22 protein-coding genes are annotated in these 21,989 nt (G+C 62.0%); 19 read left to right on the top strand and 3 right to left on the bottom strand.

The genetic code is table 11. The features are described from left to right. Positions 1–91: 91 nt before the first annotated feature. Entirely contained in the window at positions 92–1,147 is a 1,056-nt protein-coding gene (locus GHK62_RS05465; RefSeq protein WP_153437304.1) for a LacI family DNA-binding transcriptional regulator, read from the bottom strand. Between the two features lie 281 nt (positions 1,148–1,428). Between GHK62_RS05465 and GHK62_RS05460 the strand changes: the two genes are divergently transcribed. The 11 genes from GHK62_RS05460 (at position 1,429) to GHK62_RS05410 (ending at position 11,022) form a co-directional block, all read left to right on the top strand. Then, positions 1,429–2,718: an amino acid ABC transporter substrate-binding protein gene (locus tag GHK62_RS05460; RefSeq protein WP_327791089.1), complete on the top strand. Its 1,290-nt coding sequence runs from the start codon at positions 1,429–1,431 to the stop codon at positions 2,716–2,718. A 74-nt stretch (positions 2,719–2,792) separates the two neighbouring features. After that, a complete protein-coding gene (locus GHK62_RS05455) occupies positions 2,793–3,542 on the top strand; it encodes an ABC transporter ATP-binding protein (RefSeq protein WP_153437303.1) in 750 nt (249 codons plus the stop codon). Continuing rightward, a complete protein-coding gene (locus GHK62_RS05450) occupies positions 3,542–4,270 on the top strand; it encodes an ABC transporter ATP-binding protein (RefSeq protein ID WP_153437302.1) in 729 nt (242 codons plus the stop codon). The genes GHK62_RS05455 and GHK62_RS05450 overlap by 1 nt, the downstream gene beginning before the upstream one ends. A 10-nt stretch (positions 4,271–4,280) precedes the next feature. Then, positions 4,281–5,159, top strand: coding sequence for a branched-chain amino acid ABC transporter permease (locus tag GHK62_RS05445; RefSeq protein ID WP_153437301.1), 879 nt, complete (start codon positions 4,281–4,283; stop codon positions 5,157–5,159). Continuing rightward, entirely contained in the window at positions 5,159–6,202 is a 1,044-nt protein-coding gene (locus GHK62_RS05440) for a branched-chain amino acid ABC transporter permease (protein ID WP_153437300.1), read from the top strand. The genes GHK62_RS05445 and GHK62_RS05440 overlap by 1 nt, the downstream gene beginning before the upstream one ends. Before the next feature lie 75 nt (positions 6,203–6,277). Next, positions 6,278–7,051 carry a glutathione S-transferase family protein gene (locus tag GHK62_RS05435; protein WP_153437299.1) on the top strand — a complete coding sequence of 258 codons (774 nt, stop codon included), beginning with the start codon at positions 6,278–6,280 and terminating at the stop codon, positions 7,049–7,051. A gap of 25 nt (positions 7,052–7,076) precedes the next feature. After that, positions 7,077–8,015: a dioxygenase family protein gene (locus GHK62_RS05430; protein ID WP_153437298.1), complete on the top strand. Its 939-nt coding sequence runs from the start codon at positions 7,077–7,079 to the stop codon at positions 8,013–8,015. Beyond that, positions 8,015–8,767 (top strand): SDR family NAD(P)-dependent oxidoreductase, encoded by a 753-nt coding sequence (locus tag GHK62_RS05425; RefSeq protein ID WP_153437297.1) that lies wholly within the window; start codon positions 8,015–8,017, stop codon positions 8,765–8,767. The genes GHK62_RS05430 and GHK62_RS05425 overlap by 1 nt, the downstream gene beginning before the upstream one ends. Beyond that, positions 8,767–9,645 carry a beta-keto acid cleavage family enzyme gene (locus tag GHK62_RS05420; protein ID WP_153437296.1) on the top strand — a complete coding sequence of 293 codons (879 nt, stop codon included), beginning with the start codon at positions 8,767–8,769 and terminating at the stop codon, positions 9,643–9,645. The genes GHK62_RS05425 and GHK62_RS05420 overlap by 1 nt, the downstream gene beginning before the upstream one ends. Before the next feature lie 29 nt (positions 9,646–9,674). Beyond that, complete coding sequence (locus GHK62_RS05415) at positions 9,675–10,679, top strand: quinone oxidoreductase family protein (RefSeq protein WP_153437295.1); 1,005 nt, start codon at positions 9,675–9,677, stop codon at positions 10,677–10,679. A gap of 10 nt (positions 10,680–10,689) precedes the next feature. Further along, positions 10,690–11,022, top strand: a complete 333-nt coding sequence (locus GHK62_RS05410; protein WP_153437294.1) for a cupin domain-containing protein — start codon at positions 10,690–10,692, stop codon at positions 11,020–11,022. Between the two features lie 75 nt (positions 11,023–11,097). On the opposite strand, the gene pepT is transcribed toward GHK62_RS05410, so the two are convergent. Then, on the bottom strand, positions 11,098–12,330 hold the full coding sequence (gene pepT / locus GHK62_RS05405; RefSeq protein WP_153437293.1) for a peptidase T: 1,233 nt from the start codon (positions 12,328–12,330) through the stop codon (positions 11,098–11,100). A 120-nt stretch (positions 12,331–12,450) separates the two neighbouring features. Continuing rightward, on the bottom strand, positions 12,451–13,401 hold the full coding sequence (locus tag GHK62_RS05400; protein WP_153437292.1) for a LysR family transcriptional regulator: 951 nt from the start codon (positions 13,399–13,401) through the stop codon (positions 12,451–12,453). Positions 13,402–13,494: 93 nt separating this feature from the next. On the opposite strand from GHK62_RS05400, the gene GHK62_RS05395 reads away from it, so the two are divergent. The 8 genes from GHK62_RS05395 to GHK62_RS05360 all read left to right on the top strand — a co-directional run bounded on the left by GHK62_RS05395 (position 13,495) and on the right by GHK62_RS05360 (position 21,982). Further along, positions 13,495–14,370, top strand: a complete 876-nt coding sequence (locus tag GHK62_RS05395; RefSeq protein ID WP_153437291.1) for a dioxygenase family protein — start codon at positions 13,495–13,497, stop codon at positions 14,368–14,370. Continuing rightward, a complete protein-coding gene (locus tag GHK62_RS05390; protein ID WP_153437290.1) occupies positions 14,367–15,428 on the top strand; it encodes a maleylacetate reductase in 1,062 nt (353 codons plus the stop codon). Before GHK62_RS05395 ends, GHK62_RS05390 begins: the two co-directional genes overlap by 4 nt. Before the next feature lie 39 nt (positions 15,429–15,467). Further along, a complete protein-coding gene (locus GHK62_RS05385; RefSeq protein ID WP_153437289.1) occupies positions 15,468–16,748 on the top strand; it encodes an ABC transporter substrate-binding protein in 1,281 nt (426 codons plus the stop codon). 103 nt (positions 16,749–16,851) lie between these two features. After that, the gene (locus GHK62_RS05380; RefSeq protein ID WP_153437288.1) at positions 16,852–17,571 is read left to right on the top strand and encodes an ABC transporter ATP-binding protein; all 720 of its coding nucleotides are present in this window, start codon (positions 16,852–16,854) and stop codon (positions 17,569–17,571) included. Continuing rightward, positions 17,571–18,290, top strand: a complete 720-nt coding sequence (locus GHK62_RS05375; RefSeq protein ID WP_153437287.1) for an ABC transporter ATP-binding protein — start codon at positions 17,571–17,573, stop codon at positions 18,288–18,290. Before GHK62_RS05380 ends, GHK62_RS05375 begins: the two co-directional genes overlap by 1 nt. Beyond that, positions 18,277–19,140: a branched-chain amino acid ABC transporter permease gene (locus GHK62_RS05370; RefSeq protein ID WP_153437286.1), complete on the top strand. Its 864-nt coding sequence runs from the start codon at positions 18,277–18,279 to the stop codon at positions 19,138–19,140. The genes GHK62_RS05375 and GHK62_RS05370 overlap by 14 nt, the downstream gene beginning before the upstream one ends. 9 nt (positions 19,141–19,149) lie before the next feature. Further along, positions 19,150–20,235 (top strand): branched-chain amino acid ABC transporter permease, encoded by a 1,086-nt coding sequence (locus tag GHK62_RS05365; RefSeq protein WP_153437285.1) that lies wholly within the window; start codon positions 19,150–19,152, stop codon positions 20,233–20,235. Further along, positions 20,228–21,982, top strand: coding sequence for an FAD-dependent oxidoreductase (locus tag GHK62_RS05360; RefSeq protein ID WP_153437284.1), 1,755 nt, complete (start codon positions 20,228–20,230; stop codon positions 21,980–21,982). Before GHK62_RS05365 ends, GHK62_RS05360 begins: the two co-directional genes overlap by 8 nt. The last annotated feature ends 7 nt before the right edge of the window (positions 21,983–21,989 follow it).

Raw genomic sequence — 21,989 nt, 5'->3', positions numbered from 1 at the left:
AATCGCTAACGGAAAATTACCAAAAAAGACTGAATCCGATCCTTGCCGGCGTCGGATTTTTGTTTGCGATCGAGACGCGAGAAAAGCGCCGCTACGAAAGCGGTCGCGGGAAAAGCGGGAGGCGAGGGGCCGGCGCCGTGCTCTCGCGCACAACGAGTTCGACGGGCAGTACCGTTTCAAGATCGACGCTGGGCGTCTCGGCATTCATCAGCCGCAAGAGAATGTTCGCCGCTGCACGTCCGGCGCCGTGTTGCTGGATCCTGACGGTCGTCAGCTTCGGTCGGATGAGTTCGAGAAGCGGCATGTCGTTGAAGCCGGTGACGGAAACCTGGCGAGGGCAGTCGATGCCGCGTTCGCGCAGTGCCTCGATCGCGCCAAGCGCCAGTCGGTCGTTGGCGCAAAGCACTGCCGTGAAGGCTTTGCCGGACGAAAGCAAGGCCGCCAGGCATCGGCCACCTTCCTGCTCGTCGAAACGGGTGGCGGTGACGATCAGTTCCTCGTCGACGGCGACGGAAAGGTCGTCCGCAGCATTCCGAAACGCGGCGAGGCGCAGCTGGCCGGTCGAAAGGTCCTGGGGGCCGGCGATATGCGCGACCCGTTCGTGGCCGAGTTCGCGGAGATGCCGCAGCATCTGGCAGATGCCGGCGTCCTCGTCATTGATGACATAGGGGATGTCGGAGAATTCCACCTTGCGGTTGAGGGTCACGACCGGAAGCCCGTCCTGGGCCGCCTTGGCGATCGAGGGGTCGCTCCGCAACACCGCGGCATGGATGATGCCGTCGACGCCGCGATCGCGCAGAACGTCGATGAGCCTGACCTCCCGGTCTCTGTCGCTATCGGTGTTGACGATGATCGAGGCGTAACCGAGTGGCTCGAGCACGCTCTCTATGCCGCGCAAGATCGGTGGAAAGATAAGGTTGGTGATGTCGGGGATCATGACGCCGACGCTCATCGTCCGGTTGGTCCTCAGGCCCGCCGCAATCCTGTTCGGCCGATAGCCGAGCGCGTCCGCTGCTGCCTGGATGCGCTTGACGACTTCTTCCGTAATGTTCTTGCGCTCGACCGGATCGAGCGCTCGCGAAACGGTGGAGACATGGACACCTGTCTCGCGCGCTATATCCTTGAGAGTAATTCTCTTTTTCAACATTTTCAGTGCCCCGACGCGTACGCCATTTTACAGCGAGACAGCGGAGAAGCAATCGATTGCAAATCTTCCTTGACGCTTGACAAAGATCATGTTACGTCTTTCTGCAATCGATTGCATGGTCAATGCATTCAGCGCAGGTGGTTTGGTTGGCGGACGACGGTCGTTTTCTTCCGGGAATGAGGAGTCCCGCAAGAAAACTGCGGCATGGAGTTGCCGCCTTTATTTTTTGACGATGCATGCAATCGATTGCATAGTTTCGTGATGAAGAAGGAGGAGCATCAGTGAGACTTGGAAGAATTCTTGGAAGATTTCTGGCGGCAACGACCGCTCTGGCGCTTGCGGCCACTGCCGCTCAGGCGCAAACACTTAAGATCGGCGCGTCGCTGCCGATCACCGGTGGCCTTTCGGTCAGCGGCGAGAAGCACAAGCGCGGATATGAGCTCTGCACCAAGCTGATCAATGAAGCCGGCGGCATTCTCGGCCGTCAGGTCGAACTGGTGGTGAGCGATAACCGCTCGGATCCTGCGACCGCGATCAACCAGTATGAGCGGTTCATCAACGTCGACAAGGTCGATGCCGTTTACGGGACATTTTCAAGCCGGCTGACCTTTCCGGTCGGCAGCATTCTTTCCAAATACAACATGGTCCACGCCGTTCCCTCCGGCGGCGCCTTGCGCATCTATGAGCAGGGATATCGAAACCTCTTCTATTTCCAGGTCAGTGCGGCTGAATACACCGGCAAGGACGTGGTTGCCGTAATCCAGGATCTCATCCCGGCGGGGCAGGGTCCGAAAACCGCGGCAATCGTTTCTGCCGACGACTTCTTCGCCAATGCGATTGCCGCCGGTCTGCTTGGCGAAAAGGTCAAGGATCCCGCAACGGACAAGGAGATCGCCGATCTCGCTCCCGGCTACCTCGCCGACGCCGGCATAAAGGTGGTCATGCAGGAGAAGTGGCCGGAAGAAGGCTTCAACGACTGGCTGAACCTCGCCAATTCGATCAAGCGTTCGGGGGCCGAAATGATCATCGGCCTGACAGCGTCGGCGGAAGAGGCGGTGCAACTCACCCGCAGCCTGAAAACCGTCGGTGCTACACCCAAGCTCGTCTATCTGAGCCAGGGCGCTCAGACGGAATTCATCGAAGGCGTGGGGGAGAGTCCCGCGAACGGCGTGATGATCCACACGACCTGGCACAAGGACGTGCCTTTCGAAAGCACGCTTGCCGGCAAGCCCTTCAGCAATGCCGATTTCGTCAAGGCCTTCGAAGCGGAATACGGCGTCGAGCCGGATGAGGACAGCGCCATTCCGTTTGCCGTCTGCCAGGGGATCGAGCAGGCGATCAATGGTGCCGGCACCACTGACAACGCCAAGATGGGGGAATGGCTGCATGCGCGCACCAAGGACGATCCGGTGCGCACGGTTCTCGGCCGCTTCACATGGGACGAACGCGGCCTCGCCAAGGACAAATCGCACATCATGACGCAGTGGCAGGACGGCAAGCTCAACTTTGTCTATCCGACCGGCGAGTTCGAAGGCGTCGTGCCGTTCAGCTATCCCAAGGCTGGCTTCTGAGCGCATCCGGGCGAGGGCATGAGCCCGCGTCCGGACCGCAAGAAATCGTGTCGAGGAAATGGGAGGTCGGGCGCATGCTCGAAGTGAAGAACCTTTGCAAGCACTATGGGGGCATCAAGGCCGTCGACGGCGCGACATTCGCCGTCGAAAGGGGCTCGATCACCGCCCTGATCGGACCGAACGGGGCGGGCAAGACGACTGCGTTCAACTGCATCAGCCGCACGGTGACGCCGACGTCCGGTGAAGTCTGGCTCGACGGAGAGCGGATCGATCAATTGCGGCCGCACAAGATCACCGCCAAAGGCCTCAGCCGCACGTTCCAGATCTCCCGCAACCTTTCCGACATGACGGTGATCGAGAACGTCATCGTGCAGTCTCGCGTCGAGGGCATTCGCGGCTTGCTGCGGCCGGCGATGAGCGCGGAAGAACGGGACAAGGCGATGGCCATCCTCGACTTTCTCGGCATCACCCGCATCGCCTACGAAGACGGCCACAACCTCTCCTATGGCCAGAAGAAGCTGATGGACCTCGCCGCCCTCCTGATGTCGGACCCGAAGATCATCCTGCTCGACGAGCCGGCCGGCGGCGTCAACCCGACCCTGATGGAGGAGATCATCGGCCACATCCGGGCTCTCAACGAGAAGAAGGGCCTCACGGTCCTGATCGTCGAGCACAACATGGAGCTGATCATGCGGCTTTCCCACAGGGTGGTGGTCATGGCGCAAGGCCGCGTGATCTGTGACGGACCGCCGGAGATGGTGCGCAAGGATCCGCAAGTGCTCGACGCCTATCTCGGCGGTGTTCTCGAAGAGGAGGCTGCCTGATGACCGAACTGCTCCAGGTCACCAACATCACCGCCGGCTATGGCGACGGACCGGCCATCCTCGACGGTGCGCATCTGACCGTCGAACCCGGAAAGGTCCATTGCATCATCGGACCGAATGGCGCAGGCAAGTCGACTCTGCTGAAGTCGATATGCGGCATGCTGACCATCCGTAAGGGCGATGTGGTCTTCAAAGGCAAGCGCCTCAACGGGATGCGGCCGGATCAGATTCTGCGTGAGGGTATCTGCTTCGTACCCCAGGAGAGGGCGCTGTTTCCAAAGATGACCGTGCGCGACAATCTGCGCATGGGCGGGTTCATCCTCAACGATCAAAAGGAGCTCGACCGCCGGATCGACGGAATTCTCGAGCGCTTTCCGATCCTGCGCGAGCGGGCCGAGCAACACGCCGGCACGATGTCGGGCGGCCAGCAGCAGACGCTCGCCATGGCCCGCACGCTGATCATCAAACCGGCGATCGTCATGCTCGACGAGCCATCGCTCGGGCTGGCGCCAAAAGTAATCCAGGAGATGTTCGACATCATGAAGATGATGTCGGCCGAAGGCGTCACCGTACTGCTGGTCGAGCAGAATGCGTTGATGGGGCTCAAGAATTCCGATTGGGGCGTTGTGCTCGACCTCGGCCGCACACTGTTCGAGGGGCCGGCCGCTGACGTGCTCGCCGACCCGCGCATCCAGGAACTCTACCTTGGCGGCAAGAAGGCCGCCTGAAGGGGGAAACATGGCAGACATCCTTCAGATATTGATCCTCGGCCTGGCGCTTGGCGGCGTCATCGCCTTGATGGGATCCGGTCTCTCGCTCGTCTTCGGCGTCATGCGCATCGTCAATCTCGCGCATCCATCGCTGATCATCGCCGGTGCTTACATTGCCTACTGGGCGTTCAAAGTTCTCGGCATCGACCCGATCGTGATGCTGCCGGTGTCGGCGGCCATCATGGCGGCGATCGGCGTTCTGCTCTATCGCCTGATGTTCGAGAGGGAGACGAAGAGCGCGAAATATTCCGAGATGACCGTGCTTCTGACCTTCGCACTCGCGATGATGGCGGAAGGCGTGCTCGGCGGTCTGTTCACCAACACCCAGCGCGTGACCTCACCCGATTATGCCACGGATGCCTTTTTCATCGGCGACGTCTTCATTCCGAAGGGGCAGCTCTATGCCGGGGTGCTGTCGCTCGCGATCATCGCTGCGCTGACGCTCTTTCTCAAATATTCGCGGCTCGGCTATGCCATCCGCGCCACCACCCAGAACCGCGAGGCGGCTGAGCTCCTCGGCGTCAATGTCAACTTCATCAGCATTCTCGCCTTTGCGATCGGCATCGGCCTTGCCGGGGCTGCCGGCTCGCTGGTCAGCTTCGTCTTCAGCTTTTTCCCGGCCAAGCATTGGGAATGGGTGGCGATGCTGATGTCGGTCGTGGTGCTCGGCGGCATGGGCAGCATTCTGGGCACCGTCGTGGCTGCTCTGTTGCTGTCGGTCGTTGCTGCCTTCGTCGGCACATGGATCGGCGCCACCTGGTCGACCATGACCTTCTTCCTCGCCCTTTTCCTCATCCTGCTGATCCGGCCCCAGGGGTTGTTCGGCGAAAAACCGGAGATGGCATGATGAACGTCACCCTTCAACAATCGAGCGCCAATTCCGTCCTCGAGGCACGGCGTGCACATAACGAGAAACTGGCCCGCAGGGCCGATCAGACGAGAGCGACCTGGTTTCCCCTGGCGCTGCTAGTGGTCCTGCTGGCGCTGCCGCTCCTGCAATTCGTGGGTAACTACAACTACGTGCTTCATCTTGTCCTGTTCACCGCCTCCTACGTGGCGATGGCTTCGGGATGGAACATCCTTGGTGGCTTCGCCGGCTACGTCTCGCTGGGTCACAGTGTGTTCTTCGGCGTCGGTGGCTATTTCGCCGGCATGCTCTTGGCGCGCTATGGCATCTCGACCATCATAACGGCGCCTCTTGCCGGTCTCGTCGCGGCTGTTCTCGGCTACATGGTTGGCCTGATCACGCTCAAGGTGCGCGGACCCAGTTTCATCATCTCGTCGATCGCGCTTCTGATGATCGCCCGTATCCTGTTCGACAACTGGGAGTTTATTGGCGGCGCCAACGGCCTGACGCTCCCGACCAACGACCTGCCGGTGCAGTGGGCAAAGCTGCCCTACTACTATGCGATGATCGTGATCGCGGCCTTCACGGTCTGGGCGACCTACCGCATCAAGCACTCCAAGTTCGGCCTCGGTCTTCGGGCAATCTCGAAGGACGAGATCAAGGCGGAAAGCGCGGGCATCGACACGCGCTTCTACAAGGTCATGGCTTTCGCGCTTTCGGCCTTCTTCGTCGGGATGACCGGCGCGGTCTGGGGCGAATATCTGACCTATCTACGCCCGAATATTTTTCTCCTGATCCTCGTTTCGGCGAACCTCGTGCTGATGTCGATCCTCGGAGGGAAAGGCACGATTGCCGGACCGGTGGTCGGCGCCATCCTGATCGTTGCGCTCAACGAACTCTTCGTCGCCACGATGGGCGCATCCGAGGTCAACATCCTGGGGACCGGCCTGGTGATGGCGGTGGGCCTCATATTCTTCCCGCTGGGGCTGGTCGGCACGCTCGCAAAAAAGGGCAAGCTGCCACGCGTGCTCAACTGGGATTGATGGCCGGTCCCGCCGGAGTGCCTGTTCCTGAACTTCAAGGATTGAAACCTGCCGGAATGGCGGGAGGAGGAAGTCATGTCGGAATACGTGCTTTACAACGCACCGCAATCCACCTGCAGCCAACGGGTGCGCTACGTGCTCCATGCCAAGGGGGGGACCTTCGAGGAGCACAAACTGGACCTTTTCAAGGGTGACCAGCTGAAGCCCGATTACCTCGCCATCAATCCGAACGGATTGGTCCCGGCGCTCGTCCATCGAGGTGCCTCCGTGATCGATTCCTCCGTGATCATGGAATATCTCGAGGATATCCTTGGCGACGTTGCGCCGCTGCGCCCGCGGGACCCGCTCAAGGTTGCGCGGATGCGGGCGATGATGCGCTACATCGACGAAGTGCCGACGCCGGCCGTGCGCGTGCCGTCCTACAACCTCGCCTTCCTGCCGCATTACCAGGCGATGACGGAGGAGGAATTCCTGGCGGTCTGCGAGAGCAAGCCGCTCCGCCGCGAATTCCTGATGAAGATGGGACGTACCGGCTTTCCGCAATCGGAAATGGATGAAGCGCTCGTCCGGCTGCAACGCGGGATCGACCGCATGGCGCGCTGGCTCAGCGAAAGCGGCGGGCCTTGGTTGATTGGCAAGGAGATGACGTTGGCCGACGTCGCCATCATGCCGGTGATCGTTCGGATGGACGATATCAATCTCGGCCGCCTGTGGGGCGGCTCTCCCGAAATCGCTGCCTGGCTCGATCGCATTCGCGCGACCGAGGCCTTCCCCAAGACCTACTACCACGGCTCGCTGCTGACGGAGAAATATCCACATCTCCAGGCCTTGAAAACAGCGGCCGCCTGAAACGGCAAACGACAGGAGAAGCAGGATGCAACACGTAACAGTCGAGCCGAAACTGATCGAAACCGTCGCTGACGTCACGCCGACCGTATTGGCCGCGATGTCGCGCACATCCAACCCGCGGCTCAAGCAACTGATGGAGTCCATGGTGCGCCATCTCCACGAATTCATCATCGAGACGCGACCGACCGAGGAGGAATTCGAATATGGACTGCGCTGGATCGCGGCGCTCGGCCACCACACCCATGAGACCAACAACGAGGTCGTGCTCGCAGCCGACGTGCTCGGCGCTTCGACGCTGATCGACCTCATCAACAACGACGGGATGCAGGGCGAGACGATGTCGGCGCTGCTCGGTCCCTTCTATCGTGGGCAAGCGCCGGCCTGCGAGTGCGGTGACTGCATCGCGCGCTCCGAAACGCCCGGTCCGACGCTTTATTTCAAGGGTCGGGTCACGGGCGTCGACGGCAAGCCGATTGCCGATGCGAAACTCGATGTCTGGCAGGCATCCCCGGTCGGCCTCTACGAAAATCAGGACGCAGAGCAGGAGGATTTCAATCTCCGCGGTGTGTTCCGCACCGATGCCGACGGACGCTTCCACTTCACCTCGGTGAAGCCGGCCGGTTATCCGGTGCCGACCGGCGGGCCCGTAGGCGACCTTCTGCGGGCGCAGCGGCGCCACCCGATGCGACCCGCGCACATCCACTTCATCGTATCGGCCCCGGGTCACAAGACATTGATCACCCAGATCTTTTCCGACACGCCGCAGGCGCTGGTGACGGATGTGGTCTTCGGAGCCAAGACCCAGATCGTCGGCAAATTCGTCGAGCATACCGAGCAGCATCCCGATTATCCGGAGACCCCGCTGCCTTTCTACAGCTGCGAATACCAGTTCAAGCTGATCGAGGGTGAACCGACCTATCCGGTTCCGCCGATCTCCGGCAGCAAATCGGGAGGGCATCGGTAATGCGTTTGTCTGATGCCCTGGCGGGAAAAGTTGCAGTCGTCGCCGGCGGTTCCGGCGGCATCGGGCGGGAAGCCTGCCGCCTGTTTGCCGAAGCCGGCGCCCGAGTCGTGGTTGGTTACCGCTCCGGAAAAGAGAGGGCAGAGGCGATCGTCTCAGCCTTGCCGGGCGAGGGACACATCGCCCTGCCGGTGTCGATCGAGGATACGTCGACCATCAATGCGTTTCGGGACCGTACGCTCGCTGCGCTTGGGCGCGCCGACATCCTCGTGAACACCGCCGGCGTGACGAGCCCGGTCGCCCACGCCGACCTCGAAGGCCTGACCGATGAACTGATTGATCAGATTTTCGTCAACAACTGGCGGGGCGTTTTCTCGACCGTGCGCGCCTTCGCCCCGGCGCTGAAAGCGCATCGGGACGGGCTGATCGTCAATGTCTCGTCGATTGCTGCCTTTACCGGCATCGGCTCGAACATCGCCTACTGCGGTGCCAAGGCAGGGCTGGACATCATGACCAACTCGCTCGCGCGCGCGCTCGCACCGGATATCCGCGTCATGGCGGTCTCGCCGGGCGTCGTCGATACCGAATTCGTTCCGGGCCGCGGGCAGGAGTTCAAGGAGAAGGCAGCGGCCGCAACGCCGCTCAAGCGCCTGACGACTCCGACCGACGTCGCCGAGGCGATCCTTGCCTGTGCCACGCATTTGAAATTCTCGACGGGTACCCGGATCGTCGTCGACGGGGGGAGGCACCTCTGATGCAGCCGAAAGTCATCATCACCTGCGCGGTCACCGGCAATTTGACCACCAGGGAAAACCACCCCGGCCTGCCGGTGACCCCGGAAGAAATCGCCAGCTCCTGCCTGGACGCGGCGGACGCTGGCGCGGCCGTGGTTCATATCCACGTGCGCGATCCAGAAACGGCGAAGCCGTCGATGGAGATCCGATATTACCGCGAGGTGATCGATCGGATCCGCGCGAAAAATAGCGCCGTGATATTGAATGTCACGACCGGGCCGGGCGGACGCTATCACCCGAGCGACGAGAACCCCGCGGTCGCCGGTCCGCGCACGACGCTGATGCGCCCGGAACGGCGCGTCGAACATATTCTCGAGTTGAAGCCGGATATCGCGACGCTCGACCTCAACACGATGACCTTCGGCACCGAAGTCGTGATCAACACGCCCGGCAACGTCAAGATCATGGCGGATCTCATCAATGGGGCCGGCGTCAAGCCGGAGCTCGAGGTCTTCGACACCGGCGACATCCAACTCGCGCACGACCTCCTGAAGGCGGGCGTGCTCAAGTCTCCGGCGATGTTCACGATCGTCACCGGCGTGAAATACGGCTTGCCGTCGACGCCCGACGCCATGGCGCTAGCCGCGCGGATGTTGCCGCGCGACGCGGTGTGGACCGGCTTCGGTGTCGGCCGCATGTCATTCCCGATGGCCGCCCAGGCCTACTTGCTTGGCGGACACGTCCGCGTCGGTCTCGAAGACAACTCGTACATCGCCAAGGGCGTGCTCGCGAAAGGCAACGGCGAGCTCGTCGAGCGTGCCCGCGACATCGTCGAGAAGCTCGGCGGGCAAATCGCCAACCCGTTCGAAGCCCGAGAGATCCTGCAGTTGAAGGCCTGAGCGGCCGCATCCATGAAAAGGGGAATGCCATGAATATGCTGACTGATACGAAGGTCGCGAAAGCGCTGCGCGTCTCGCAAGCCTCCGCCGACCTCGACAATCTGCTGATCGACGTCGTCGATGTCAGCGTGCCGCGACCCGGACCGGGACAGGTGCTGGTGGAGATCGTGGCGGCAGGCGTCAACCCCAGCGATGTCAAGGCCTCGCTCGGCCACATGCCGCATGCGGTCTGGCCGCGCATTCCCGGGCGCGACTTCGGTGGCATCGTGCGGGAAGGCCCGAAATCGATGATCGGATTGGAGATCTGGGGCGGCGGCGGCGAACTCGGCATCAGCCAGGACGGCAGCCATGCCAAATGGATGGTGCTCGACCAGAAGGCGGTCCGCGAGAAGCCGAAGAATTTCACGATGGAAGAGGCGGGATCGATCGGCGTTCCGTTCATCACGGCTTATGAGGGCCTGCGCGAGGCCGGTGGCGTCCAGCCGACTGACGTCGTCCTCGTGTGCGGCGGCAACGGGAAGGTCGGACAGGCAGCGATCCAGCTTGCGACCATGGCCGGTGCCAAGGTCTTCGCCGTCGAATACAACGACCAGCCATTGCTCGGCCACACCAACGGTCCGGTCGAGATGCTGAACAGCAGCTGTGACGACGTGGCGGCGATCGTTCGGGAAAAGACCGGTGGCCACGGGGCGGATATCGTCTTCAACACGGTCGGCAGTCCCTATTTCGAGATCGCCAACAAGGCCATGGCGAAACAGGCCCGGCAGATCTTCATCTCGACATTCGATAGGGCCGTGCCGTTCGACATCTTCAACTTCTTCCGCGGCCGCCACAAATATATCGGCATCGATACCTTGGCGCTCTCATCGGTCGATGGCGCGCGCATCTTCGATCCGCTGAAACCGAAATTCGAGGAGGGACTGCTGAAACCTTTCCCGATCAACCCGGCCACCGTCTACGGCCTTGCCGACGCGGCCAAGGCGTATGCCTCAGTGCTGCGCGGCACGCCGGATCGCGTCCTCCTGAAGCCGTGAGGTTTTGCGGATGCAGGTAACCCTCTACCGGGAGGCGAAGCCCTACGAGGCGGCAGAGCATTACGATATGCGCTGCCTTCGTCTTCAGGGGAAGGAAGCGACCGCTACCGATACGATCTGGATCGGTCTGTCGCACCTTCTCCCTGGGGCGCACACATCGCTGAAGGATGCCTCCGTCGAGAAGATCTACATCGTCCTTGCCGGCGAGGTAACGATCGAGACGCAGGACGAGACGGTGACGCTGGGTTATCTCGACAGCTGCCGGCTTGCGCCGGGCGAGGCGCGCGCGCTGTCGAACCGAACCAATGCCCCGGCATCGGTGCTGCTGGCGATGCCTACGTGAAAAAGCTCGATCAGCGGCCGGCCCGAGATGCCGGCTGCTTTCTCCCGTCACATGGCAGCGCAGATGCAGGAAGGGTCAGGCGCGCTCTTCCCAGATCTTGGCCAGCTCGACGAGCGTCTCGACGCTTTTCTCCATGTCCTGCCGGCTGATCCATTCGAGCGGCGAATGGAAGGCATGGCCGCCGGCGAAGATGTTGGCGCAAGGCAGGCCCATATAGGAGAGCCTCGAACCGTCGGTGCCGCCGCGGATGCTGCCGCGTACCGGTGTCATGCCGGCGCGGCGGATTGCCTCCACGGCATTCTCGACGATCTGCGGATGGCGATCGAGGATCGCCTTCATGTTGCGGTACTGCTCCTTCACCTCGAACGCGTAACTCGAACGGGGAAACTCCGCCATGACGCCTTTCACGATGTCCTCGAGCATCTTTTCCTTGACGGCAAGGCCGCCTTCATCGAAGTCGCGGACAATGAAGGCAAGCGTGGCCTTTTCCATCGAGCCGGTGACGCCGATCGGATGGATGAAGCCGTCTCGGTCCGACGTCGCCTCTGGCGCAATGTCCTTCGGCAAGCGGTCGATGATGGCGCCGACGATCTTGATGGCGTTTTCCATCTTGCCCTTGGCGAAGCCTGGATGGATCGCGACACCCTGAATGGTGATTTCGACGCCGTCGGCCGAGAAGGTTTCGTCCTCGATATGGCCAGCCGTTTCGCCGTCCACGGTATAGCCGAACTCGGCTCCGAGCTTCTTCAGGTCGACCTTGTCGACGCCACGGCCGACTTCCTCGTCAGGCGTGAAGAGAAGCTTGATCGTGCCGTGCTTGATGTCCGGATTGTCAACAAGGACTTGCGCCGCCGTCATGATCTCCGCGAGCCCGGCCTTGTCGTCGGCGCCGAGCAGCGTCGTGCCGTCAGTGGTAATGATGTCGTTGCCGATCTGGTTGCCGAGCTCGGGATTGTCGCTGACGCGGATGACCTGTTGCGGATCGCCTGAAAGCTGGATATCGCCGCCGGCGTAGTTTCGCACGACTTGCGGCTTGACATTGGTGCCGGTGAAATCGGGCGCCGTGTCCATATGCGAGCAGAAGCAGATCACGGGCACCGGCTTGTCGACATTCGATGGGATCGTGGCATAGACGTAGCCGTGCTCATCGAGATGCGCATCGGCAAGCCCGATCGCCAGCAATTCCTCGACCAATATCCGGGCAAGATTCTTCTGCTTTTCGGTGGATGGCTGCGTCGTCGACTTGGGATCCGATTGGGTGTCGATGACCACGTAACGGAGGAAGCGATCGATAACAGTGTCGGTCATGGAGAGGTCCAATCTGTTCGTCAACTTGGGACCGCTATAACCTTTGCCGTTCTTCGCGTGAATGCATTTTTTGCCCGGGCCGGATTCTTGTCCCGGGTCTCTGCCGTTGAGAGGTAACCATCATGCACCCCAAATGACGGATTGCTCATGACGCTTGATGAGATGCTTGAGGTTTTCGAATCCGGTGCGCACGTGCCGGGCGAACTGGTCCACGGCCGGCGTGCGCGGGGCGTCCGAGCGTTTGAGCAGTCCGAGTGCCCGCTCTGGATGCGGGATTGAGATCGGCAGCGCAGTAATGGATTTCTGGTTCCTCAGCGCAAAGACGACGCTGTGGGGCAGGATCGTCAGCGCGTCCGCCGCCTTCATGTAGTTGACGACGCTCATCAATGAACCGCCTGAATAGCGAATCTTGATCTCGGTCGCACCGAACGAGAGAAGCATGCTGCGCAGGTCGGCAAGCAGCGGGCTGCCGGGCGGCGGCGCGATCCATGGAAACTCGAGCAAGTGGGCCGGTTGCGGCTTCCGCTTCATCAACAGCGGATGCGTCACCCGGCATGCGACCACGTTGCGCCCCGGCAATATCTGTTGGAACTCGAGCCCCGATCCTTCGTCGAGAATATCGATGGGGCAGATGGCGAGATCGATCTGGTCCGCCTTGAGTGCCGCGCGAAGGTCGGGAAAGTAGCCGTAGGTCTGATCGACGCGGACATCGGGATAAAGATTCTGGAATTCCGCGATCATGCTGGCAATCAGTCCGTCCATGAAAAAGGGCGTGCCTCCGAGGCGCACGACGCCGCTGTGGCCGACGCGGAAGCTCTCAACCGTATCGGATGCCTTGCGTGACGCCGACAGCATGATCTGGCCATGGTCGGCCAAAGCGCGCCCGAGCGGCGTCGGCTGTAGCGGTCTGCGCCCCTTGATGAAGAGCGGTTCGCCGACGCGTCTCTCCAGCATGGAAAGCGTTCGGGAGACCGCTGGCTGCGACAGCCCGAGCAGGGCCGCCCCCTCGGTCACGCCGCCAGCCTTCACGACCGCGGCGAGCTGGATCAGATGGCGTTCATCGAACTTCATAACAATCAGTTATACTAGGTCGAAATAAAATCATCAACGCATTCCCGGTCCTGGATTAGCTTTCTCCTACCAGCCGATGTCTTGGAGGAGAGTATGTCGTCGAGGCCACTGGCGTTGAATTTCAGCGAGGCCAACTCGTCCGAGATCTTCGCACAACGACTTCCGCTATCGAACGACAAGCCGTTGCCGCAGGTATTGGCAGCGGTCGTCACCCATCTTCATCAGCTCATCAAGGAGCTGCGGCCGACACCTGCGGATTGGCGCAATGTCATAGCCTTCCTGACTGACGTGGGGCATGTCTCGGACGAACGCCGCCAGGAATGGGTGCTGCTTTCCGACCTCATCGGCGCCTCGGCCCTTGTCGAGGAAATCAATTCGCGTCGGCCGAGGGGCGCGACGCCGAATACGGTTCGCGGACCGTTCTTTCGCGCCGATGCGCCCGAGTTGCCCTCGGGCAGCAACATTTCTTTGGACGGCATTGGAGAAAGGCTCGAGGTGTTCGGATTCGTCCGGGATCTGGATGGCCATCCGATCGCGGGCGCAGAAGTCATCACCTGGCAAGCCAATGCCGAAGGTTTTTACGAGAACCAGCAGCCCGATCTTCAGCCGGAATTCAACCTGCGCGGCATTTTCAGGACGGACGAGGAAGGGGCGTTTCGGTATCGGACGGTCAAGCCATCCGGCTATCGCGTTCCGGATGACGGTCCGGTCGGCAAGCTTTTGCGGCAGGCGGGTTATCCCCTGTGTCGCCCCGCCCACCTTCACTTCATCGTCAAGGCGCCCGGCTTCGAAACGATCACGACTCATGTCTACGACGCCGGCGATCCGCATCTCGGCGAGGACGCGATCTTCGGGGTCAAGGAAGCGCTCGTTCGCGAGTTCAAGCCGCTGGAAGGGAAGGGCGCGCCGGCCTGGCGGCTCGACTTCACCTTCGTAATGGCGCGCGCGAGGCAAGGAGCGGACACATGAATCGCGATTTCGTCTATAGCGGCAGCCCTGCCCACATCATCTTCGGCGAAGGCAAAAGTGCACTGGCCGGCGAGTGGGTGGAGAAAATCGGCTGCAAGAAGGCGCTCGTGCTCTCGACGTCGCAGCAGCAAGCCGACGCCGAAGTTCTGGCAAAACGCCTTGGGCCGCTTTCTGCCGGGGTCTTTGCGGGCGCCGTCATGCACACGCCGGTCGACGTGACCGAAAAGGCGATGGAGGTCGTTGCGAGAACCGGCGCCGATTGCGTCGTTTCACTCGGCGGCGGCTCGACCACCGGTCTCGGCAAGGCGATCGCCTATCGCATTGACCTGCCGCAGATCGTCATCCCCACGACCTATGCGGGCTCGGAGGTGACGCCGATCCTCGGCCAGACCGAGGGCGGCCGCAAGACCACCGTACGTCATCCGAGCATCCTGCCCGAAGTCGTGATCTACGACCCGGCGCTTACGCTGGGGCTCCCGCTCGGCATGAGCATCAACAGCGGCCTGAATGCGATGGCGCATGCGGTCGAGGCGCTCTACGCGCAGGACCGAAACCCGATCTCGACCCTGATGGCAGTCGAGGGCCTTCATGCCTTCAAGACGAGCCTGCCGAAAATAGCCGAGTCTCCCCGGAACATCGGCGTGCGGGCCGATGCGATTTACGGCGCCTGGCTTTGCGGAGCGGTGCTCGGCACCGTCGGCATGGCACTGCACCACAAGATTTGTCACACGCTCGGCGGCACCTTCGATACGCCGCATGCCGAAACGCACGCGATTATGCTGCCGCATACCGCCGGCTACAACGCCACCGCGGTTCCGGAACTGCTGGCTCCGGTCGCAGAGATCTTTGGCGGCTCGGTCGGCGGCGGCCTTTGGGACTTCGCCAAGGAAGCCGGCGCGCCGCTGGCGCTGAAGGACCTGGGTTTGAGCGAGCCCGATCTCGATCGCGCCGCGGAGATCGCCACGGAAAATCCCTATTGGAATCCGCGGCCGGTCGATCGGCGATCCATCCGTGACCTGCTGCAGGATGCCTGGGAGGGCAATCGGCCGGCACGCTGAAACACTCTTTGGGAGGAGAGGGAAATGGGAGGAGGAAGCATGTTTACCAGGCGTGATTTTTTGAAGACGACGGCGGCGACGGGGGCGTTTGCCGTCACGTCCGGCCTCGCGATGCCGGCGATCGCGCAGAACGCGCCGATCAAGCTCGGCTATGTCAGCCCGCAGACCGGGCCGCTCGCCGCCTTCGGCGAAGCCGACAAATTCGTCATCGACAGCTTCCTGGCGGCGACCAAGTCGGTGGGCCTCAACTACGAGGTCGTCGTCAAGGACAGCCAGTCGAATCCAAACCGGGCGGCGGAAGTTGCCAAGGAACTGATCGTTACCGACGAGGTCAACCTCGTGCTGGTGGCCTCCACGCCGGAAACGACCAATCCGGTCGCGACCACCTGCGAGGCGGAGGAAATGCCCTGCATTTCGACGGTTGCTCCCTGGCAGCCATGGTTCATCGGCCAGCAAGGCAATCCGGGCGACCCGGCTTCCTGGAAGCCTTTCGACTATGCCTATCACTTCTTCTGGGGTCTCGAGGACGTCATTGCCGTCTTCACCAACATGTGGGCGCAAATCGAGACCAACAGGCAAGTGGCCGGCCTTTTCCCGAATGACGGCGACGGCAACGCCTGGGGCGACAAGACGGTCGGCTTCCCGCCCGTTCTGGACAAGATGGGCTACGCGCTCACCGACCCCGGCCGCTACCAGAACATGACGGACGACTTCTCGGCGCAGATCAACGCCTTCAAGTCAGGTCAGTGCGAGATCGTCACCGGCGTCGTCATCCCGCCGGATTTCACGACCTTCTGGAACCAGGCCAAGCAGCAGGGTTTCGCGCCGAAGATCGCCTCGATCGGCAAGGCGCTCCTGTTCCCGCAGGCGGTCGAAGCGCTCGGCAACGCCGGACACAATCTTTCGTCGGAAGTCTGGTGGACACCCAGTCATCCGTTCAAATCGTCGTTGACCGGCGAGAGTTCGGCCGAGGTCGCCGCAAGTTTTACCAAGGCGACGAACCGGCCCTGGACGCAGCCGATCGGCTTCGCCCATGCGCTTTTCGAGCTGGCAGTCGACGTAATGAAGCGCGCGGCCGACCCGAGCGACGGCGACGCGGTCGCCGAAGCGATAGCCGCCACGAGACTCGACACCCTTGTCGGACCGATCGCCTGGGACGGAAAAGACCTGCCGCCCTTCGCGGCGAAGAACGTTGCCAAGACGCCGCTCGTCGGCGGCCAGTGGCGGCTCAAGGACGGCGGCGGCTACGATCTTGTGATCACGGACAACAAGACCGCTCCGAACATTCCCGTCGGCGGCAAGATGGAGCCGATCGCCTGATCCGAAGCCGCTGACCCTTTTGAATCGATATCGATCGACACGGAATAACGCCCTGCCGCCGCGTGGGACGGCGGGAGGGTACTTGTTCACGGGAGGAACGTGAATGGCCATTCTCAAACTGGAAGAGGTGTCGAAGAAGTTCGGCGCTTTGACGGTCGCCGAGCAGATCTCCCTTGCGGTCGGCGAGGGGGAAGCGCTGGGGATAATCGGGCCGAACGGCGCGGGAAAATCGACGCTCTTCAACCTCATCACCGGCAACATCGCACCGGACAGCGGAACGATCCATTTCTGTGGGGCGGACGTGACCCGTCTGCCGCCGATGGCGCGCTGCCTCTCGGGAATGGGGCGGACATTCCAGATACCGCAGCCGTTCGAGCAACTGACCGTTTTCGAAAACCTGCTTGTCGCCGGTTCCTTCGGCACGCGGCGACGGGAAGCGGAAGTTTCCGACCGCTGCGCGGAAATCCTTGTCGACACCGGGTTGATCGACAAGGCCAACGCCCTGGCAGGCGGCTTGACGCTCTTGCAGCGCAAGCGGCTGGAACTCGCCCGAGCGCTCGCCACCGAACCGAAGCTCCTGCTTCTCGACGAGATCGCCGGCGGGTTGACCGAAGGCGAATGCCGCTCGCTGGTCGCCACCATCCGCTCCATCCATGCCAAAGGCGTCGCGGTGATCTGGATCGAACATGTGCTGCATGCGCTGAACTCCGTCGTCGAGCGCCTGCTGGTGCTGCATTTCGGCAGGGTGATCGGCATCGGCAAGCCGGATGAAATCATGGCCTCGCGCGAGGTGCGCGAAATCTACCTGGGGATCGAGATCTGATGGCGTTGATCGAAACCAAGGGGCTCAAGGCCTTCTACGGCGATTTCCAGGCGCTTTTTGGCGTCGACATCACCGTCGATGCCGGCGAGACGATCGCCATTATCGGCGCGAACGGCGCCGGCAAGACGACGTTGATGCGTTCGATATCCGGTGTCCTTGCCAATGACCCGGGTTCAATTCTCCATAACGATGCGCCGATCGGCGCCTTGCCGGCGCCCGACGTTCTTGCCCGCGGCATCGCCATGGTGCCCGAAGGGCGCAAGCTCTTTCCGTCGCTGACCGTCGAGGAAAATCTGCTTGTCGGCGCATACGGCCGCAGGGCGCAGGGCGAGTGGACGCTGGACAGCCTCTATGCGCTCTTTCCGGTTCTGAAAGAGCGGCGCAAGAGCCCGGCGATGGCCCTCTCCGGCGGCCAGCAACAAATGGTGGCGATCTGTCGGGCGCTCATGTCGAATCCGAGCGTGCTGCTTTGCGACGAGATCAGCCTCGGTCTCGCGCCGGCAGTCGTGCGCGCTATCTATGCCGCCTTTCCGCGCATTCGCGCAAGCGGCGCCTCCATAGTCATCGTCGAGCAGGACATCGGCCAGGCGCTGAAAGTTGCTGGCCGCGTCTACTGCATGATGGAGGGACGGATCACGCTCTCCGGCCGCGCGTCGGAGCTTGGCCATGATGAGATCCACAAGGCTTACTTCGGAGCGGAGCGCCATGAGCTGGCTTGATACCATCCTTCAAGGAGTGCTGCTCGGCGGGCTCTACGCGCTTTTCGCTGCCGGCTTGAGCCTCGTCTTCGGCATCATGCGGCTTGTGAACCTCGCCCATGGCGACCTGATCGTGCTCGCCGCTTTCGTCATTCTTGCGCTTGTCACCGCGCTCGGCGTCAGCCCCTTCGTCGCCGCGCTCATTGCTGCCCCGCTGATGTTTGCTGCCGGTTGGGCGCTGCAATATTTCCTGCTCAATCGCGCGCTCGGCAAGGACATCCTGCCGCCATTGCTCGTGACCTTCGGCCTGTCGATCGTGATCCAGAATGGACTGCTCGAAGGTTTTTCCGCCGATAGCCGCCGCGTCTCTGCGGGCAGCCTCGAATCGGCATCGATCGCGCTTGGCCCCGTCAATGCCGGCATCATGCCGCTGATGACCTTTCTTTCTGCGGTTGCCGTTATCGTCTGCCTCAACCAGCTGATCTATCGCACTGCCGTCGGCCGCGCCTTTCGCGCCACCTCGGACGATCCGGTAACTGCAGGCCTGATGGGCATCCGCCCGCAAAGGATGTTCGCGCTTGCAACCGGCCTGGCGATGGTGGTCGTGACTATTGCAGCCCTTTATCTCGGCACGCGCGCCAATTTCGAACCGACGTCAGGACCGGCGCGGCTGATCTACGCCTTCGAGGCTGTCATCATCGGCGGACTTGGCTCGCTCTGGGGCACGCTTGCCGGTGGCGTCATTCTGGGAATCGCGCAGACGGTCGGCGCTGCAATCAACCCCGAATGGCAGATCCTCACCGGGCATCTCGCCTTTCTCCTGGTTCTCCTTTTCAAACCGCGCGGCCTTTTCCCGCGCGCCGTGGATTGAGGTGCATCGATGTCGCTCGTCATTCCATCCTGGCAGGTCGAAACCCGAAACAAGACGTCGGCAGCCTTCGCTCTTGCAGCGGGTGCCGCGTTGCTGCTCGCCTTTGCGGTCCCGTTCCTCGTATCGCGCGGTGTCGTCCAGGATCTGTTCTTCATCCTGACGATGCTTGTGCTCGCGCAGAACTGGAATTTGCTCGCGGGTTACGCCGGGTTGATTTCTGTCGGCCAGCAGGCCTTCGTCGGCTTCGGCGCCTATGCGATGTTCGCCTGCGTCATCCTGTTCGGTGTTGATCCACTCATTGCCATCTTGACTGCAGGCGTGCTTTCGATGCTGCTCGCGATCCCGACCGCCTTCTTCACCTTCCGGCTTCAGGGGCCGTATTTCGCGATCGGGACCTGGGTGATCGCCGAGGTCGTTCGTCTCTTGCTGGCGCAGTGGAAGGCGCTCGGTGGCGGGACCGGAACGTCGCTGCCGCGAGAGGCGACCCGTGAGATGATCGGTGTCGGTTTGATGCGCGACGTCTTCGGCATGAAGGCGTCTGCGTCCAGCGATGCGCTGACCTATTGGATCGCGCTGATCCTGTTGGTGTCGACCATCGGCTTCGTCTACGGGCTGTTGCGCAGCAAGCAGGGGCTTGGCCTGGCGGCGGTGCGCGACAACGAGCAGGCGGCGCGGGCGGTTGGCGTGAATGCGCGACGAATGAAGGCGCTCGTCTATCTCGCCGCCTCGTTCATGACCGGCATCGCCGGCGCGCTGATCTACGTACAGAAGGCGCGCATCTCGCCGGACGCGGCCTTCTCGGTGATCGACTGGACGGCCTATGTGATCTTCATCGTCGTGATCGGCGGCATCGGCACGGTCGAGGGGCCGATCGTCGGGGTCATCCTCTTCTTTTTCCTGCAGAATCTCCTTGCCGGCTACGGCTCCTGGTATCTCCTGATGCTGGGCCTGATCGGCATTCTCGTCATGCTTTTCGCGCCGCGCGGTCTCTGGGGCCTCTTCTCGGACCGCACCGGTATCCAGCTTTTTCCGGTTCGCCGCCTTTTGCGGGGCGGATCACTCAATCGAGCGCATAAGGGAGGGCCTCATGGCTGACATCACTACGGACGTACTCATCATCGGCACCGGGCCTGCGGGATCGGCCACGGCCGCGCTGCTTTCGACCTATGGCATTGAAAACGTGGTGATCAATCGCTACCGGTGGCTCGCCAATACGCCACGCGCGCATATCACCAACCAGCGCACGATGGAGGTGCTGCGCGATCTTGGCCGTGACGTCGAGGACGAGGCCTATATGTTCGCCGCCGAGCAGGACCTGATGGGCGAGAACGTGTTCTGCACCTCCCTTGCAGGCGAAGAGATTGGCCGCATGAAGAGCTGGGGCAAACACCCGCTGAGCCGCGCCGAGCACCAGCTGTCCTCCCCAAGCCACATGAACGACCTGCCGCAGACCTTCATGGAGCCGCTCCTGTTCAAGACCGCCTGCTCACGTGGCACGCAGGCCCGGATGTCTACGGAATACATAAGCCATCAGCAGGATGCCGACGGCGTCACGACCACGTGCGTCGACCGCTTGACCGGCAAGGAGTTCACGATCCGCTCGAAATATCTGATCGGCGCCGATGGCGGCAATTCGAAGGTCGCCGAGCATGCGGGGCTTACCTTCGAGGGCAAGATGGGCGTCGCGGGTTCGATGAATATCCTGTTCGAAGCCGATCTCTCGCGCTATGTCGCGCATCGACCTTCGGTGCTCTATTGGGTGCTTCAGCCGGGCGCCGATGTCGGCGGCATCGGCATGGGTCTCGTGCGCATGGTTCGGCCCTGGCACGAATGGCTGATCGTCTGGGGCTACGACATCAACCAGCCGCCGCCGGAGGTAGACGAGGCGCATGCCAAGAAGGTGGTGCGCGATCTTGTCGGGGTACCGGATCTGGAGCCGCGGATCAAACAGGTCTCCACTTGGACGGTCAACAACATGTATGCGACGACCATGTCCAACGGCCGCGTATTCTGCATGGGGGATGCGGCCCATCGCCATCCGCCCTCGAACGGGCTTGGCTCCAACACGTCCATTCAGGATGCATTCAATCTTGCCTGGAAGCTTGCCTTCGTGCTCAAGGGCAAGGCCGGCTCGAAGCTGCTCGACAGCTACTGCGCAGAGCGTGCGCCGGTTGCCAAGCAGATCGTCACCCGGGCCAACAAGTCGATCGAGGAATTCGGCCCGATCTTCAAGGCGCTCGGCCTGCTTGACTCCATTGACCCGGTGAAGATGCAGCAGAATATGGATGCCCGCTGTAACAACACAGCGGCCGCGGAAGAGCAGCGCGCAGCGATCCGCAAATCGATCGCCGACAAGGTCTATGAGTTCGATGCTCACGGTGTAGAGATGAACCAGCGTTACCGTTCCGATGCGATCGTTACCGATGGGCAGGCCGAGCCCGCCTTCACCAAGGATGCGGAACTGCATTATCAGCCGACGACATGGCCGGGGGCGCGGCTGCCGCATGCATGGGTTTTCTCCGGCGACGGGACCAAGGCCTCGACCCTGGATTTGACCGGCCACGGCAAATTCACGGTTCTGACTGGCATCGGCGGGGAGGGCTGGATCGAGGCCGCCCGCGCGGTCGGCCGCGAGCTCGGCATCGAGATCGCCGCCCACGTGATCGGGCCGCGCCAGCATTGGCAGGATTTTTCCGGCGACTGGGCGAACGCGCGCGAGGTGCGTGACAGCGGCATCGTACTGGTGCGCCCGGATCATCACGTCTGTTGGCGCAGCGACGTCATCGCTGCGGATCCCGTCGCCGAACTCTATCGCGTGATGACGGCGATACTCGACAAGTGAGGACCAC

Origin of the sequence: Sinorhizobium terangae, assembly GCF_009601505.1 — a bacterium.
Classification (GTDB): domain Bacteria; phylum Pseudomonadota; class Alphaproteobacteria; order Rhizobiales; family Rhizobiaceae; genus Sinorhizobium; species Sinorhizobium terangae.
The sequence above is the reverse complement of the archived record's forward strand: the minus strand, read 5'-3'. Positions and strand labels throughout refer to the sequence as shown.